14 protein-coding genes are annotated in these 15,318 nt (G+C 71.0%); 6 read left to right on the top strand and 8 right to left on the bottom strand.

Annotated elements, in window-relative coordinates; genetic code table 11:
- Window positions 1–31 precede the first annotated feature (31 nt).
- The 6 genes from Q7L65_RS00265 (at window position 32) to Q7L65_RS00240 (ending at window position 5,769) form a co-directional block, all read left to right on the top strand.
- Window positions 32–679, top strand: a complete 648-nt coding sequence (locus tag Q7L65_RS00265) for a GntR family transcriptional regulator (protein WP_304718199.1) — start codon at window positions 32–34, stop codon at window positions 677–679.
- A gap of 183 nt (window positions 680–862) precedes the next feature.
- The gene (locus tag Q7L65_RS00260; protein WP_304718198.1) at window positions 863–2,224 is read left to right on the top strand and encodes an NtaA/DmoA family FMN-dependent monooxygenase; all 1,362 of its coding nucleotides are present in this window, start codon (window positions 863–865) and stop codon (window positions 2,222–2,224) included.
- A complete protein-coding gene (locus Q7L65_RS00255) occupies window positions 2,221–3,045 on the top strand; it encodes a sulfurtransferase (protein WP_304718197.1) in 825 nt (274 codons plus the stop codon). The genes Q7L65_RS00260 and Q7L65_RS00255 overlap by 4 nt, the downstream gene beginning before the upstream one ends.
- Window positions 3,038–4,114: an ABC transporter substrate-binding protein gene (locus Q7L65_RS00250; protein WP_304718196.1), complete on the top strand. Its 1,077-nt coding sequence runs from the start codon at window positions 3,038–3,040 to the stop codon at window positions 4,112–4,114. Before Q7L65_RS00255 ends, Q7L65_RS00250 begins: the two co-directional genes overlap by 8 nt.
- Window positions 4,115–4,118: 4 nt before the next feature.
- Window positions 4,119–4,925: an ABC transporter ATP-binding protein gene (locus Q7L65_RS00245; protein ID WP_304718195.1), complete on the top strand. Its 807-nt coding sequence runs from the start codon at window positions 4,119–4,121 to the stop codon at window positions 4,923–4,925.
- 97 nt (window positions 4,926–5,022) lie between these two features.
- Window positions 5,023–5,769: an ABC transporter permease gene (locus Q7L65_RS00240; protein ID WP_304718194.1), complete on the top strand. Its 747-nt coding sequence runs from the start codon at window positions 5,023–5,025 to the stop codon at window positions 5,767–5,769.
- Window positions 5,770–5,959: 190 nt separating this feature from the next.
- On the opposite strand, the gene Q7L65_RS00235 is transcribed toward Q7L65_RS00240, so the two are convergent.
- The 8 genes from Q7L65_RS00235 to Q7L65_RS00200 are packed head-to-tail and all read right to left on the bottom strand — an operon-like array spanning window position 5,960 to window position 15,313.
- Window positions 5,960–7,159, bottom strand: a complete 1,200-nt coding sequence (locus Q7L65_RS00235) for a cysteine desulfurase-like protein (protein WP_304718193.1) — start codon at window positions 7,157–7,159, stop codon at window positions 5,960–5,962.
- Complete coding sequence (locus Q7L65_RS00230) at window positions 7,156–8,289, bottom strand: pyridoxal phosphate-dependent aminotransferase (RefSeq protein ID WP_304718192.1); 1,134 nt, start codon at window positions 8,287–8,289, stop codon at window positions 7,156–7,158. The genes Q7L65_RS00235 and Q7L65_RS00230 overlap by 4 nt, the downstream gene beginning before the upstream one ends.
- Window positions 8,286–8,585: an acetone carboxylase subunit gamma gene (locus tag Q7L65_RS00225; protein WP_304718191.1), complete on the bottom strand. Its 300-nt coding sequence runs from the start codon at window positions 8,583–8,585 to the stop codon at window positions 8,286–8,288. Before Q7L65_RS00225 ends, Q7L65_RS00230 begins: the two co-directional genes overlap by 4 nt.
- Complete coding sequence (locus Q7L65_RS00220) at window positions 8,572–10,572, bottom strand: hydantoinase B/oxoprolinase family protein (protein WP_304718190.1); 2,001 nt, start codon at window positions 10,570–10,572, stop codon at window positions 8,572–8,574. Before Q7L65_RS00220 ends, Q7L65_RS00225 begins: the two co-directional genes overlap by 14 nt.
- A complete protein-coding gene (locus tag Q7L65_RS00215) occupies window positions 10,569–12,653 on the bottom strand; it encodes a hydantoinase/oxoprolinase family protein (protein WP_304718189.1) in 2,085 nt (694 codons plus the stop codon). The genes Q7L65_RS00220 and Q7L65_RS00215 overlap by 4 nt, the downstream gene beginning before the upstream one ends.
- 19 nt (window positions 12,654–12,672) lie before the next feature.
- Window positions 12,673–13,701, bottom strand: a complete 1,029-nt coding sequence (locus tag Q7L65_RS00210; RefSeq protein WP_304718188.1) for a branched-chain amino acid ABC transporter permease — start codon at window positions 13,699–13,701, stop codon at window positions 12,673–12,675.
- Window positions 13,702–13,742: 41 nt separating this feature from the next.
- Window positions 13,743–14,636 (bottom strand): branched-chain amino acid ABC transporter permease, encoded by an 894-nt coding sequence (locus Q7L65_RS00205; RefSeq protein ID WP_304718187.1) that lies wholly within the window; start codon window positions 14,634–14,636, stop codon window positions 13,743–13,745.
- Window positions 14,633–15,313 (bottom strand): ABC transporter ATP-binding protein, encoded by a 681-nt coding sequence (locus Q7L65_RS00200; RefSeq protein WP_304718186.1) that lies wholly within the window; start codon window positions 15,311–15,313, stop codon window positions 14,633–14,635. Before Q7L65_RS00200 ends, Q7L65_RS00205 begins: the two co-directional genes overlap by 4 nt.
- Between the last annotated feature and the right edge of the window lie 5 nt (window positions 15,314–15,318).

The raw sequence follows: 15,318 nt of genomic DNA, 5'->3' as shown, positions 1-15,318 counted from the left end.
ACACTGCGCCGATGCGAGCACGAGCGGCGAGATGAGCGATGTCGTCGCCGACGTGACGTCACTGCAGTACGAACGGCTGCGCAAGGAGCTGCTCGAAGGGGAGTTCCCGCCTGGGACGGTGCTGCTCGAAACGGTCTTGAGCGCGCGCTACGGCGTGTCGCGCACGCCCGTTCGCGAGGCGTTGGGCCGGCTCGCGCAGGATGGGCTGCTGGAGCGTTCCAGTCGCGGCTTCACGGTACGCCGGCGCAGCCCTGAAGAGATCCTGGAGATCTACGACGCGCGGATCGCGCTGGAGTCGACCTCGGCCGCGCTGGCCGCTGAGCGTCACACCGCATTCGACCTCGCGCGGCTGACGCACCTGCTCGAACAGCGCCGCGCGGCCACCGACGGCGCGGAGGCCGGGCGGCTCAACCGGGCGTGGCACACCGCATTGCGCGACGCATCGCACAATCGCACGATCGACGAGTTGCTCGACCGCCTCGACGGTCTGCTCGCCGTCTACCGGCCCGGCTACACCGTCAAGGCCGATCCCGACCGCGAGGCCGTCGAGCACGAGCAGGTGCTCGAGGCGATCCGACGGCGCGATGCCGAAGGGGCGCGGCTGGCGATGGTCGAGCATCTGCGCCACGGGCGCGACCTGCGCATCCAGGCGTTCCTGGACGCCGCGCCGGACGCCTAGCGCACCGACTGCCCGGTCACGCTCGCGGCTCGCGCGCGTCGGCGTCTGACGATGCGTCGGCGTCGTTCGCGCCAGCTCTTCGCGGAGCACTAACCCGACTAAGTCGATCTAGTATGCTGGCTTAGCGAATCCACGCGTATACGTTCGATGACCGACTGGCATCCGAACCGCCCTGGAGGCTCAGTGTCCGACCGCAAGCGTCAGCTCCATCTCGGCTTCACCATCTGGCCCACCGGCTTCCACCCGGCTGGGTGGCGGCTGGAGCGGGCGATCGACGACGGCAACACGAACCCGACCTTCCTGCGCGACGTCGCGCGGACGGCGGAGCGTGGGCTGTTCGACTTCTTCTTCATCGGCGACCAGCTGATCGGGCTGCCCGAGTGGCAGTACGCGCGCCCCAACCAGGTGCTGCGGCCCGAGGCGATCGGCCTCGCCGGCTTCATCGCCGCGGCGACGACCCACCTGGGGATCGTCGTGACCGTCAACACCACCTACGCGGAGCCCTACTCGACGGCGCGTGCGCTCGCCACGCTCGACCATCTCAGCCAGGGCCGGATCGGCTGGAACGTCGTCACCGGCGAGGCGGACGAGTCGGCGCCGAACTTCGGTCGCCGTGCGCTGTGGGACAACGCGCGCCGCTACGACTGGGCCGAGGACTTCACCGCCGCCGTCACCGAGCTGTGGGACAGCTGGGAGGACGGCGCGCGCGTAGCGAACAAGGCGACCGGCGAGTTCGTCGACGAGCGCATGGTCCACCGCATCGAGCACAGAGGCGACTTCTTCTCGGTGCTCGGGCCGCTGAACGTCGAGCGCCCCGTGCAGGGGCAGATCCCGATCGTCAACGCCGGGCGCTCGGAGCGCTCCGCCCAGCTCGGCGCGCGCTTCTCCGACATCAAGTTCACCAACGACACGTGCCTCGGACTGGAAGGCGCGCGGGCGGTCTACGACGACCTCAAGGGTCGCCTCGCCGAGCACGGTCGCGATCCCGACGACCAGTACGTGATCCCGGGGCTGATCACCTACGTCGGCCGCGACAAGGCGGAGGGCCACGCGATCTTCCGCGAGGTCCACGCGCTCACGAACACCGACTACGACCTCGGACGGCTGTCGGCCTTCCTCGGCGTCGACGTCGCCGGCTACGACCTCGACGCCGACACGAACGGCATCCCGGAGCTGGAGCGGCTCGATGACCCGGAGGCGGCGCGCTTCGTCGCCGAGTCGCGGGCGAACTTCGGGCCCGGTGCGGTGCCGCTGCGCGAGCTGTACCACGTGTGGTTGCGCAAGGCCTTCTTCACGAGCGTCGCCGGCGGCCCGATCGAGATCGCCGACTTCATCCAGGAGTGGTGGGAGGCGAGAGCGGTCGACGGCTTCATGATCTTCCCGCCCTACGAGCCGGAGCCGATCGAGCGGTTCGTCGACCTCGTCGTCCCCGAGCTGCAGCGGCGCGGCATCTACCGCACCGCGTACGAGGGCTCGACCCTGCGCGACCACTTCGACCTGCCGCGGCCGGTGAGCCGCTACAGCGCGGTGCCGGAGCGGGCATGAGCGAGCCTGCCGTGTTCGTCTCGATCGAGGCGCTCGCCGAGGCGCTCGCCAGCGAGACGCCGCCGCGCGTGCTCGACGTGCGCTTCGTGCTCGGCCGCGACGACGGCCCGGCCGCCTACGCGGCTGGCCATATCCCGGGAGCGCTCTATGTCGACCTGCCGACCGACTTGGCCAGCCCGACGGGTCCGGGCACCGGCAGTCGTCCCTTGCCCGATCGCGACACGTTCGCCGCGACCGTCGGCAGCTGGGGGATCGACCACGACACGCGCGTCGTCGTCTATGACGACCGCCGCGGGCTGTCGGCCGGGCGCGCCTGGTGGCTGCTGAAGTGGATCGGGTTGCGCGACGTCGAGCTGCTCGACGGCGACTACTCCGCCTGGGTCGCCGCGGACCTGCCGACGCGCGGCGGGATCGAGCACGCCGCACCCGCCGCGTTCGCTGCCGCCCCGCCGCTGGTGCGCGAGATCGACGCCGACGGCGCCGCGCAGCTCGGCGCGCGGGCGCGATTGCTGGACGCGCGCACGGCTGACGACGTCAGCGGCAAGGGCCGGATCCCCGGCGCCCGCGTCGTCTCGACCGTCGACAACGTCGGCGGCGACGGCCGGCTGCTGCCGCTCCGACAACTGCGCGAGCGCTTCGCCGCAGTCGGCGCCACCGACGGCGAGGAGCTCGGCGTCTACTGCGGCGGCGGCGTCGTCGCGACCCACGAGATCGCGGTGCTGCGCCACATCGGCGTCGACGCCGCGCTGTACCCGGGGTCGTGGTCCGAGTGGATCACCGACCCGTCCCGACCGATCGACGACGGAGCCAACGATGCCTGACCGACGAACCCTGACCGCTCGCGCGCTGGTGGCGATCCTCGCCCTCGGCACGACACTCGCGCTCGCCGCTTGCGGCTCCTCCGACGACTCGTCCGGCGACGACAGCGGCGGCAGCAGCAGCGCCAGCTCCGCGACCACGACGGCCGACGCCGGCGCCAGTTCCGCGCAGACCGTCAAGATCGGTGTCTTCCCCGGCCTGCTGCTCGGCCCGGAGGTCGCCGAGGCGCAGGGCATGTTCGAGAGAAACGGCGTCAGAGCCGAACTGGTGACGCTGACGGCGGGACCGGCGCTGATGGCCGCCGTCGCGAAGGGATCCGTCGACGTCGTCTTCGGCGACACGCTCGCGTGGGCGGCGGCGACGAGCAACGGCTTCGACAACATCCAGGTGCTGCTCGGCGGCACCGTCACCGACAGCAGATCGCCGAGCCCGATGCACCTGATCGCCGGCCCGGACTCCGGCGTCAGAACGGTCGCCGACCTGTCGGGCAAGACGATCGGCGTGATCCCGACGCCGCAGATGAGCGCCGCGATCGGCGTCTGGCTGCAGCAGAACGGCGTCGACCCGAGATCGGTCAGAGTCGTCACCGTCCAGGACGGCAACCAGTCCAGCGCGCTGAAGACGAACTCGCTGGCCGCGGTGCAGACGCGCAACACTGCCCAGAACCTCGACCTCACCAGAAACTACGGCGGCGTCGACCTCCAGAGCCCGCTGGACGCCGAGCCGCAGGGCACCGCGAACGCCAACTACTTCGCCAACGCGCAGTGGGTGCAGGACGACCCCGAACTGGCGCAGAGAACCGCGACCGCGCTGCGCGAGGCGTCGGTCTGGCTCAACGACGCCCCCTCGCAGGAGAAGGCCGATCTGGCCGCCAGATACGCCGGGATCGACTACGCCAGACTCAGCGCCAGACTTCCGGGCCTGATCAGACAGATCCAGTGGGAGCCGTGGATCACGGGGCCGATCGACCTCGACGCGACGCAGAGATGGATCGACGTCGGCTCGACGATCGGCCTGCTCAGAAGAGCGGTCGAGATCGCCGACCACCTCGCCCCGACGGCGCAGAGATAGCGCGATGGCGATCGAGCTCGAGCAGGTCGGCAAGACGTTCCGCTCCGCCCGCGGCGAGGCCGACGTGCTGCGCGACGTCGACCTGTCGGTCGAGGCCGGCCGCATCGTCGCCCTCGTCGGGCGCTCGGGCAGCGGCAAGTCGACGCTGCTCAAGCTCGTCGCCGGTCTCGCGCGCCCCAGCGCAGGACGCGTGCTGGCGAACGGCCAGCCGGTCTCCAGGCCGCCGCAGGGCGTCCGCTACGTCTTCCAGGACTACTCCAACTCGCTGTTTCCGTGGCTGACGGTCGGCGCCAACATCCGCTTCGGCCTGCGGCACGGCGACGGGCAGTTTCGCCGCAGCGAGACGCAGGCGCGCGTGCAGGAGCTGCTGGGCGCCGTCGGGCTGCAGCCGGAGGTCGCCCGTCAGTGGCCGGCGCACCTGTCGGGTGGGATGCAGCAGCGCGTCGCGATCGCGCGGGCGCTCGCGGCCGAGCCGGGCGTGCTGCTGATGGACGAACCGTTCGGCGCGGTCGACGAGCTCAACCGCGCGACACTGCAGGACCTGCTGCTGCGGATCGCCGCCGAGCGCAGGCTGACGGTGCTGCTCGTGACCCACGACATCGAGGAGGCGATCTACCTGGCTGACCGCGTCGTCGTGCTCGGCGAGGGGGCGGAGGGGCTGATCGGGGATCTCGAGGTGTCGCTCGCGCGTCCGCGCCATCAGCTCGACACGCGCGAGGATCCGGCGTTCCTGGCGCTGCGGCGCGAGCTGGTCGAGCTGGTGCTCGCGCGCGAGGCGACGCCGATCGGAGCTGGCGATGCCCGGCCTTGAGACGCGGCAGGTCTCGCCGACGGGGACAGCTGCCGCGGCCTCCGCGTCCGGGTCGTCTCCCGTGCCGCGTCGTCGTCGTCCGACGCTGAGGTGGCTGGTGCGCACGCGCGCGATCGGCTGGATCCCGGTGATCCTCCTGCTGGTGCTGTGGCAGGTGTCGGTCAAGCGCGGCTGGATCGACACGCCCGAGCTGCCGGCGCTCAGCGACGTGTTGTCGGCGTGGCGCTCGCAGCTCTCCGACGGGACGCTCACGACCGCGATCGGGGAGACCCTGCGGGTGATGGGCTGGGGCTACCTCGCCGGTGGCGCGGCCGGGTTCGTGATCGGCCTGCTGATGGGGCGCTTCCTGCTCGTCTTCAACCTGCTGGAGCCGCTCACGGAGCTGATCCGCCCGATCCCGCTGACCGCGATCGTGCCGCTGCTGGTGCTGTTCCTCGGCATCGGCGACCGGTTGAAGATCGTCGCCGTCGCGATCGCCGTCTTCTTCCCGATCATGCTCAACACGGCGGCCGGCGTGCGCGGCGTCTCGACGGTCGCGCGCGACACGGGCCGGACCTTCCGGCTCAGCAGCTGGCGCGAGTTCGTCGAGATCACGATCCCCGGCGCGTCGGGCGCGATCTTCGTCGGCCTCCGCCTCGCGATCGCGATCGCGCTGATCATCACGGTCTTCAGCGAGATGACCTCCGGCAACACCGGCCTGGGCTACTTCGTCCTGCTCAGCCAGCAGCAGCTGGACGTCGTCAACCTCTACGTCGGCGTCCTCACCCTCGCCGTCATCGGCTACGCCCTGAACCTCGCACTGACACTGATCGAGCGCCTCGTACGACGGTGGGCCTACCTCTGAGGGTCGCCGGACCGGCACAGCCCGGCGACGAGGAGCTGCGCGAGCCTGCGCGAGTCGTAGCCCGGATGGCTGCCGCCCGCGCAGCTGGTGCTCGCCACGCAGGCCCGGCCGGGCACGCCCACCGCGGCGCCGAACGCACCCATGAACCATCCAGAGCGGTCGCGTCGTGCTGGCCTGGGCGCGGCGCGGGCTACACTCCGTTGCGCGATGCCGACGCGATCGCGGCGACGGCGGCCACGGCCTGGTCGACGTCCTCCAGGCCGCTGTAGTGCGCGAAGCCCAGCCGTGCGGCGCCCTCCGCGCCGAATCCCAACAGCGTGCAGAGCTCGTGCGCGTAGACGTCGCCGTCGGCGGCGGCGATGCGGCGCTCGGCGAGCCCGCTCGCCACGTCGCGCGGGCGGAGTCCTTCGACGGTGAAGAAGGCCGTCGGCGTGCGTCTCGCAGGTTGGCCGAGGACGCGGACGCCTGCGATCGCCTCGAGTCCGCCGATCAGCCGGGCCGTCAGGGCGTCGTCGTGCCTGGCGATCACGTCCATGCCGATCTCCTCGAGGTAGTCGACGGCGGCGATCACCCCTGCCAGCGACTCCATCGGCAGCGTGCCCAACTCCCAGCTCTCGGGCGGCCGGCTCGGCGAGGGGATCAGCTTCTCGGGCCTCAGCAGCTCGGTCAGCTGCGGCGAGAGGCAAAGGATGCCGACGTGCGGCCCGAACCACTTGTACGCCGAGCAGGCGAGCGCGTCGATTCCCTGATCGGCGAGGTCGAAGCGGATGTGCGCGGCGGCGGCGACCGCGTCGACGAAGACGCGCGCGCCGACCTCGTGCGCCCGCGCGATCACGGGTGCGAGGTCTGCGACGGCCCCGACCGCATTGGAGGCGGCGCCGACGGCGACCCAGCGTGTCCGCTCGTCGATCGTCGACGCGATGCTCTCGGGCGAGAGCTCGAGCGTCCGCGGGTCCAGCTCGATGAACGCCAGGTCGGCGCCGGCGCGTCTCGCGGCGCCTGCCCACGGGCGCACGTTCGCGTCGTGCTCCAGGCGTGTGGTGACGATGCGCTCGCCGGCTCGCAGCGTCGCGCTCACCGCGTGCGCGAGCCGGAAGGTGAGCGCAGTCATGCTCGCTCCGAAGACGACGCCGCCGGGATCCGCTCCGAGCAGCCGGCCCACGCGCGCTCGCGCCTGAGCGACGAGTGCGTCCGTCGCGCGCGACGCCGCGAAGCGGCCGTGCAGGTTGGCCGAGCGACCCGATGCCATGTACTCGCCGATCGCGGCGATGCAGCTGTCGACGGGCTGCGTCCCGCCTGGGGCGTCGGCACGGATCCAACCGTCGCGAAGCCCTGGGAAGCGGTCGCGGTTGAGTCCGTGCGCAGTCGTGCGATCCGTCGATGCGGTCACGTGAGCGGCTCCTTCGGGGGATCGTCGGTGAGGCGGCGCAGGCGGCGCGCGAGCTCGTCGAGAACCGGCGCCTCGGCGCCGAACAACAGCCGCACATACTGCTCGGGAGCGTGGAAAGCGGGGCCGGGGATCGCGCGGATGCCGGCCCTCGCGAGCAGCTCGTCGCGGCTGGCGGGAGTGCGCTGCTGCACGGAGCAGTCGACAAGCGCGAATGCGCCTCCACGCGGGGTCGCGGCGGCGTAGCCGGCTGCGCGGATCGCGGCCAGCAGCCGGTCTCGTCTGGCCTGGTAACCGCGCAGCGGCTGCTCCCACCAGCCGGCGGGGCCGGAGACCGCCGCGCCGGCGGCAGCTTGATTGACGTGCGAGACCCAGGCGGCGTCCCAGCCCAGCAGATCGCCGATTGCGGCGATCGTCGCGGGCTGCGCGAGCACGTAGCCGATGCGCCAGTCGGCGAACGCGTAGGCCTTGCTGAGGCTCGTGACGGTCACGATCCGTGACCAGCGGTCGGCATGGCCCGCGATCGGGACGTACTCCGCGTCGTCGTGGACGAAGCGCTGCCATGAGTCGTCGGTGACGATCGTCAGCTCGTGCTCGGCGGCGACCTCGACGAGCGCCGCGACGGCGCCGGCGTCCGGCACGTAGCCGGTCGGGTTGTTGGGGTTGCAGACGACGATCGCCGTCGTGCGCGGCGTGACGGCGCGACGCAGCGCCTCGACGTCCCATGCCCAGTCGTCGCGCTCGCCGGCGGGGACGTAGACGGCGCGGGCTCCCGTCTGCTCGATCGCGAAGTCGAAGAAGAACGCGGGACTCGGCACGAGCACCTCGTCGCCGGGCCGCAGGAGCGCGCGCAACGTGAGCGAGAGCCCGTGCATCGCGCCGTGCGTGATCAGCAGCTCCGTCTCGGGATCGGCCGCGATCCCGAACGTCGCGGCGAGGTCAGCGGCGATCGCCGCGCGCAGCCGCGGCAGCCCCCGGGGCTCGCGCACGAGCGGTCCGTCAAGTGCGGCGGATGCCGCCGCGCGCACATGCGCGGGCATCTCGACGATCGGCGCGCCGATCAACGCGAGCGGCTCTGAGGCGCGCGTGACGCGGTCGGCCACCGCGAACGACGGCAGCGTGGCGATCCTCATGACGCGTCGCCGCGGACGTCGACGTCCCAGATCGGCTCGCTCCCGAGCGGCGCGATCTCGCTCTCGATCAACACGGCGCAGCCGGGGCAGTAGTAGCGGCGGAAGACGAGCTCGTCGTCGATCAGCGGACTGCGGTCGCTGGCATGCGGGTTCGCCGCCGAAAGCGGCGCCTGCTCGCAGAGGCACCCCGACTTGTAGGTCGCCGTGACGGCGGCGAGCGCGCGGTCGCACGCGACGCAGCAATACGTCCGCCCGCCATCCGCGTCGCGCACGGCGACGGTCTCAGTGACTCGCATCGTCGACTCCTTCGCTGGACGTCGTGAGCAGGGGGTGTCGCAATCGGGCCGCTCGCCGCGCAGCGCGCTCGGCGGCGGTCGCGGCATCGTCGATCGCCGGCCGCCCGGCGCCGTCGCGGACGAGCACGACGCCGTAGAGCGCGATCGTGCTCTGCGGCGTGACACGACCGTGGATCAGGTCGTCGAGGACCCGCGCGGGCTCCCGCTCGAGCGGATCGCCGTACCCGGTCGCCGCTCCCCACGTCACCTCCCACACGTCGTCGGCACGTTGGATCAGCCCGCTCCGCTTGGGGTCGACGAGCACGGACTCGCCCGCGAGCAGATCGAGCTCCTGCGGGATCCGCGACTGCGCGAACCGCTCCGCCACGTCGGTGCCGCGCTTGAGCCGGAAGGCGTTGGGGTTGGCCGGATAGCCGCCGGCGAGGCCGGCCGTCGGCGGGAAGGCGCAGCCCGACGCCGCCGGCGCGTGCACGATCGCGTCGGTGCCGTGCGGCACGAACGCGAACGTCGCCGCGTTGCCCCCGCGGAAGCGGCCCGCGCCGCCGGAGTCGCTGAGCTCTCGCCGGTAGAGGTAGAGCACGGGAAACGCCGCCTCGACCTGCTCGACGTTGGGCATCAGCGATCGCGGCGACCACACGACGCCGCCGGTGTCGACGCCGTCCGAGCTGGCCGACGCGCCGATCGCACCGCCCATCGGATCGAGGAAGCCGCTGCCGAAGGAGCGTCCGAACTGGTCGAGCCCGCTGATCGCGCTCATCGGATACAGCGTCGCCCCGGTCGAGAAGACCTGGTTGCGAAGCTCGTCGTCGCTCGCCGCGAGCTTGCCCATCACGATCGTCGCGAGCGTGCCGGCGATCAGCGTCCCGATCTGGGCGTTGGTGACCGACGCGGGAAAGGTGGGGCAGTTGATCGTCCCCGGCGTCGCGTCGAAGCGCAGATGTCGCAGCGCGCCGCCGATCGCGTACATCTGGTCATGGCAGAGCAGCGGGTTGACGATCGACAGGATCGCGGCGCGCCAGCCCGCGTAGGAGGCATTGAGCGCGCCGGCCTGGTCGTGCGATCCCTCGTTGGTGAAGCGCAGCATGTCGCCGCGCTTCTCGACGCTCAGCGCGACTCTGTAGATCGCCCGGTCTCCGGGCAGCGCGGCCTCGACGTGCGTCTCGTGGCGCCAGGTGCCGTCGGGGACCCGTCGCAGCCGTGTGACGAAGCTCTGCTCAGTGTCGTCGATGACCTTCTGCATCGTTGCGCCGACGACCTCGGCTCCGTATCGCTGCAGGAATGCGCGGATGCGGTCGCGGGCGACGAGGTTGCCGGCGATCTGCGCGCGCAGGTCCAGCGCGAGCATCTCGGGCCGGCGCGAATGGCGCAGGTACATCCGCTCGAGGTCCGGCCGCAGCCTGCCCTGCTCGACGATCTTGATCGGACTGATCGGCGTGGGCTCGTCGAACACGTCGCGCGCGTCGGCGCAGAAGCTGCCCGGCGTCTTGCCGCCCATGTCGTACTGATGCAGCGCGTTGGCGACCCAGCAGAACAGCTCGCCGTGCCAGAAGACCGGGCAGGCGACCTGGACGTCGGACTGGTGGATCGCGCCGATCCACGGATCGTTGGAGAGGAACATGTCGCCGTCCGCGATGCCGAGATCGGGCTCGAGGTGCTCGAGGATCCAACGGATCGGGAAGTCCATCGTGCCGGCGAAGTGCTGGATGCTCGGCCCGAAGAAGACGTACTCGCCGGCTGCGGTCAACAGCACGGTGTTGTAGTCGTACGCGTCGTTGGAGAACGGCGAGCCTGACACCTTCGTGATCGTCATCCCGTGCTCGTCGTTGACGTTCCAAAGGCCGTGCTTGACGATCTCGAACGTGATCGGATCGATCTGCTCGCGCTGCTCGCCGTCGCCGGGGGCGAAGTCGACCGGGCGGTACGGCAGCACCTTGCCGTCCCACTCGGCGAGCGGGCGGCCCGAGCCGTCGGTCTGGATCTGCGTCATCTCTCTCTCCCGATCGTCAGGACGATGTTGCCGTGGTCGTCGACCGTCGCCGTGTCGCCTGGGCGCACGACGATCGTCGTGACGTCGAGCTCGACGATCGCCGGGCCGGGCAGCGTCGCGCCGGGCCGCAGCGAGTGCTCGCGGTAGATCGCGGTTTCGGCGGCAGCGCCGATCTCCGGCCACCAGACGGTTCGGCTCGCGGGCGGCGGCGGTGCGTCGTCACCGGTGGCTCGCGCCGCCGACAGGACGGGCTTCACCGCTGCCGCGGAGGCGGTGCAGCGCAACCGCACGAGTTCGACACCGGCCTCCACGTTTGCGGTCCCCGCGCCGTACAGCGACTCGTAGCGCTGCTCGAACGCCGTCAGCAACGCTGCCGACGTCGACACATCGAGCGGCCCGGCGGGGAACGGCACCTCGATCACATGGATCTGCAGGCGATGGCGCACGTCGGCGACGAGCCGCAAGCTCATCTGCTCGTCCGCGAACCCCTCGGACCGCAGCTGTTCGCGCGCGTCGCGACGGAGCTCGTCGACGACAGGTGCGAGCGCCTGCAGGTCGAGCGGGAAGTCGGCCAGCTGCTCACGTTGATGGACGTGCACGACATCGGAGGACGCGACGCCCCATGCGGACCAGACCGATGCGGCGCTGGCGAGTGGGACGACGACGGTGCCGATCCCCAGCTCGCGTGCGAGGGTGCTCGCGTGGCTGGGGCCGGCGCCGCCGTAGCTGAACATGACGAAGTCGCGCGGGTCGTGCCCCTTCTCGATCGTCAGCCGGCGGATCAGCTGGGCCATGTGAAGGTCAGCGATCCGCACGATGCCGGCGGCCGTCTCCACGGCCGCCAGCCCGAGGCGCTCGCCGAGGCGCGCGACCGCGGCGACCGCCGCGTCGCCGTCGAGTGTCTTGGCGCCGCCGAGGAAGTAGGCCGGGTCGATCACGCCGAGCGTGACGTCGGCATCCGTAACGGTCGGCTCGGTACCGCCGGCGCCGTAGCAGACGGGTCCCGGCTCGGAGCCCGCGCTCTGCGGGCCGACGCGCATCGTCGCGCTCGTCTCGTCGAACCACGCGAGGCTGCCGCCGCCGGCGCCGACGGACTGGATGTCGATCGCAGGGACGTAGTACTGGTACTGGTTGAGCGTGCTGAGGTCGGTGCGCTCGGCGCGTCCCGCGTGGATGATCCCGACGTCGAAGGTCGTGCCGCCCATGTCGGTTGCGATCACGTTCTCGTAGCCGAGCTCGCGGCCGAGGAACTGGGAGCCGATCACACCGCCGCACGGCCCCGACTCGAGCAGCAGCAGCGGCGCCTTCGCGGCCTCCGCTGAGGAGGTCAGCCCGCCGTTGCACTGCATCAGCTGGAACGGCGCCCGCAGGCCGCGCCGGCGCGCTCTCTGCTCGATGCTGCGGATGTAGCTGCTGGTCTCCGGACCGACGAAGTTGTTCAAGACCGTTGCGGCCGTCCGCTCGTACTCGCCGAGCATCGGGACGAGCGCCGAGGAACGCGTCACGTAGAGGTCGGGTGCCTGCTCGGCGATCAGCTCCGCGACTCGGCGTTCGTGATCGGGGTTGCGAAACGACCACAGCAGCGCGATCGCGATGCCGTCCACACCAGCTTCGACGAGCTCGGCGATCGCCGCTCGCGTCTGGTCCTCGTCGAGCGCGACGACGACCTCGCCGTCGCAGTCGATCCGTTCGTGCACCTCGCGAATCAATTCGCGCGGGACGATCGGCGCGGGCTTCTTGGTGTGCGCGAAGCTCAGCAGCTCGGCCGGCGGCAGCCCGGCGACGCGACCGATCGAGCGCATCATCAGGATCGCGTCGCCGTGGCCGGCGGTGGCGATCAAGCCGACCTTCGCGCCGCGTCCCTGGACGACGGCGTTGGTCGCGACCGTGGTGCCGTGCGACAGCGCGTCGCTGCGCGCCAGCAACTGCTCGACCTCGAGGCCGAGCTTCGTCGCGCACAGATCCAACGCGTCGAAGAAGCCCTCGCTGAAGTCGTGCGGGGTCGTCGGCGACTTTGCAAGGGTGACGGCGCCGCGCTCGTCGATCACGACGCAGTCCGTGAACGTGCCGCCGATGTCCACTCCACATATGTATGGCAAGTCAACGTCCTGGTCTTGGATTGTCCGGCGTCGAGCTGACGATGGCCGGTGCGCGCCTGCGCACGCGCGCCAAGCGCAGCTCGCGTCCGCCCGTTGCTCCGCGCGGACGGGCGATCAGCACGACGAGCATCAGCGCGGCGAGCACGACCTCTGCGAGTCCGGCCGGCACGTCGAGATGGAGGGCGAGCAGGTCATGGCCGCCTTCGAGCTTGCGCAGCAACTCGGTCACGATCGTGATCGCGGCGGCGCCGAGCACCGCGCCCGAGAGCGTGCCGACACCCCCGACCACGAGCATCGCGATGGTCAGGAACGCCAGCTGCAGGTAGAAGGTGTCCGGGCTGATGGCGCCGAGGTAGTGCGCGTACAGGCCGCCAGCGACGCCCATCACGAACGCGCTCGCCAGCAGCGCGAGGTAGCGATCGCGATCGACGTCGATCCCGGCGGCACGCGCCGCTGCGGGATCCTCGCGCGCCGCCACGAGCCGCACGCCCAGACGGGAGCGCTGGAGCGCGAACGCGAGCACGATCACGATCGCCGCCGCGAGCAGAACGCCGAAGACGCCGAGGTCCAGCGGGATGCCCGTGAGTGAGCGGTAGCCGCCGGTGAAGTCGTCGGCGTTGCCGAGCACGACGCGCACGATCAGCAGCATCGCGAGCGTCACGATCGACGCTGTGGCGCCGCTCACCTTGACCACCGCCGGTCCCACGATCGCGGCGAACAGCGTCGCGACGGCGCCTCCGATCAGCAGTCCCAGCGGAGTGCTCACGTCCAGCGACGCGATCCAGCCGGGAAGCTGCGGCAGCAGCACCCCCTTGAACGTCGATGGGATCGACAGCAACCCCGCCGCGTAACCGCCGAGCGCCGCGAAGGCCATGTGCCCGAAGGAGTAGACGCCGCTGAGCCCGATGAAGAGATGCAGCGCCACGACGGCGACGACGAGCACCAGCAGCTCCACGATCGTGTTCTGCGTCGACGCGGAACCGAACAGCTGCGCGACGAACGTGATCAGCAGCAGCACGAGTACGAGCATGACTGGCGTCTGCCACGGAGCGAGCTGTTTCAGACGCGAGCTCATGAGCGGCCCAGCGGCCCGAACACGGCCCGGTCGCCGAAGAGACCTTGCGGTCGCAGGACCAGCACGCCGAGCACGATCAGCAGCACGAACGCGTCGCGCGCCCCGCGGACGCTCTCCGGGAGGACGACCTGCAGCGCGACCGTCAGCGCCCCCAGCAGCAGTCCGCCGACAACCGCCCCGCGCAGCGAGCTGATACCGCCGAGGACGCTGGCGACGAAGCCGACCACGACGATCTGCAGGCCGACGGTCGGATTGACGCTCGCCGTCTGAGCGAGGTAGATCGCGCCCGCGAGCCCCGCGAGCACGCCGCTGAGCCCGAACGCCGTCGCCACGGTCCGGTTCGCGCGCACCCCGACATGGCGAGCCATCCCGAAGTCCTCGGCGACGGCGCGCATCTGCACGCCGGCCGAGGTGCGAAAGAGGAAGAGGCTCACCGCGGCGAGTGCGAGCGCCGCGACCGCGATCCCGATCAGATCGAGGAGCTGCAGCTGTATCCCGAAGACGTGCAGCGAGTCCCCGACGAAGCCCGGCCACACGATCGGGCGGCTCTGCGCGCCGAGCGCGAAGATCGCGAGCGACTGCAGCAGGACGCTGACGGCAAACGACGTCACGAGCATGGTCGAGGGGTCTGAGCCGCGCACCGGACGGAACGCGACGCGCTCCATCACCACCGCGGCGACGCCGGCGGCCGCCACCGCGGCGAAGACCGCCAGCAGCCAGACGTGCCCGCCGAACGCGACGAGCGTGTAGCCGGCGATCATGATCAGCTCACCGTGCGCGAAGTTGATCAGCTTCATGATGCCGAATTGCAGCGAGATGCCGAGCGCGACGAGCGCGTAGACCGAGCCGAGGCTGAGCGCGTTGACGACGTCCTGCACGAAGGCGGTCACGACGGCATCGTCTCCCGCACGCCGAAGTACGCCTGTTCCAGCCGATCGCCGACGTCGACCTCCGCCGGGGTCCCCGACAGCGTCACACGCCCGGAGCTGAGCACGAAGACGTGCTGCGCGAGTTCGAGCGCGCGCCCGACGTTCTGCTCGACCAGCAGCATCGACATGCCGCGCGCGCGTAACGTAGCGAGGCCCTCGTAGACGGTGTCGACCACGCGCGGCGCGAGGCCGAGCGAAGGTTCGTCCAGCAGCAGCAGCCGGGGCTTGGTCATCAGCGCCCGACCGAGCGCGAGCTGCTGCTGTTGGCCGCCTGAGAGGCTGCCACCGGCCGATCCGAGACGTTCCTTGAGAACGGGGAACAGCGCAAACACCTCCTCGCGCAACGCCTCCAGTTCGGCGCCGCGATGGCCGCAGCTGACCGCGGCGACCTTCAGATTGTCACCGACGGTGAGGCCCGCGAAGATGCGCCGTCCCTCGGGGACGAGCGCGATCCCTTGTGCAGCGAGGTCCTCGGGCGCTGCGCGGCCGGTCGAGGCGCCGTCGAACACGATCGTTCCGCGACGCGGTCTGACGGCGCCCGCGATCGTGTTCAGCAGCGTGCTCTTGCCGGCTCCGTTGGGTCCGACCACGGCGCTGACCGCGCCGCTGGCGACGTCCAGCGAGACGTCGTGAAGCACGTTGC

Source organism: Conexibacter sp. CPCC 206217 (assembly GCF_030646165.1).
Classification (GTDB): Bacteria; Actinomycetota; Thermoleophilia; order Solirubrobacterales; family Solirubrobacteraceae; genus Conexibacter.
Note: the sequence above shows the minus strand (reverse complement) of the source record. Positions and strands in the feature narration are given on the sequence as shown.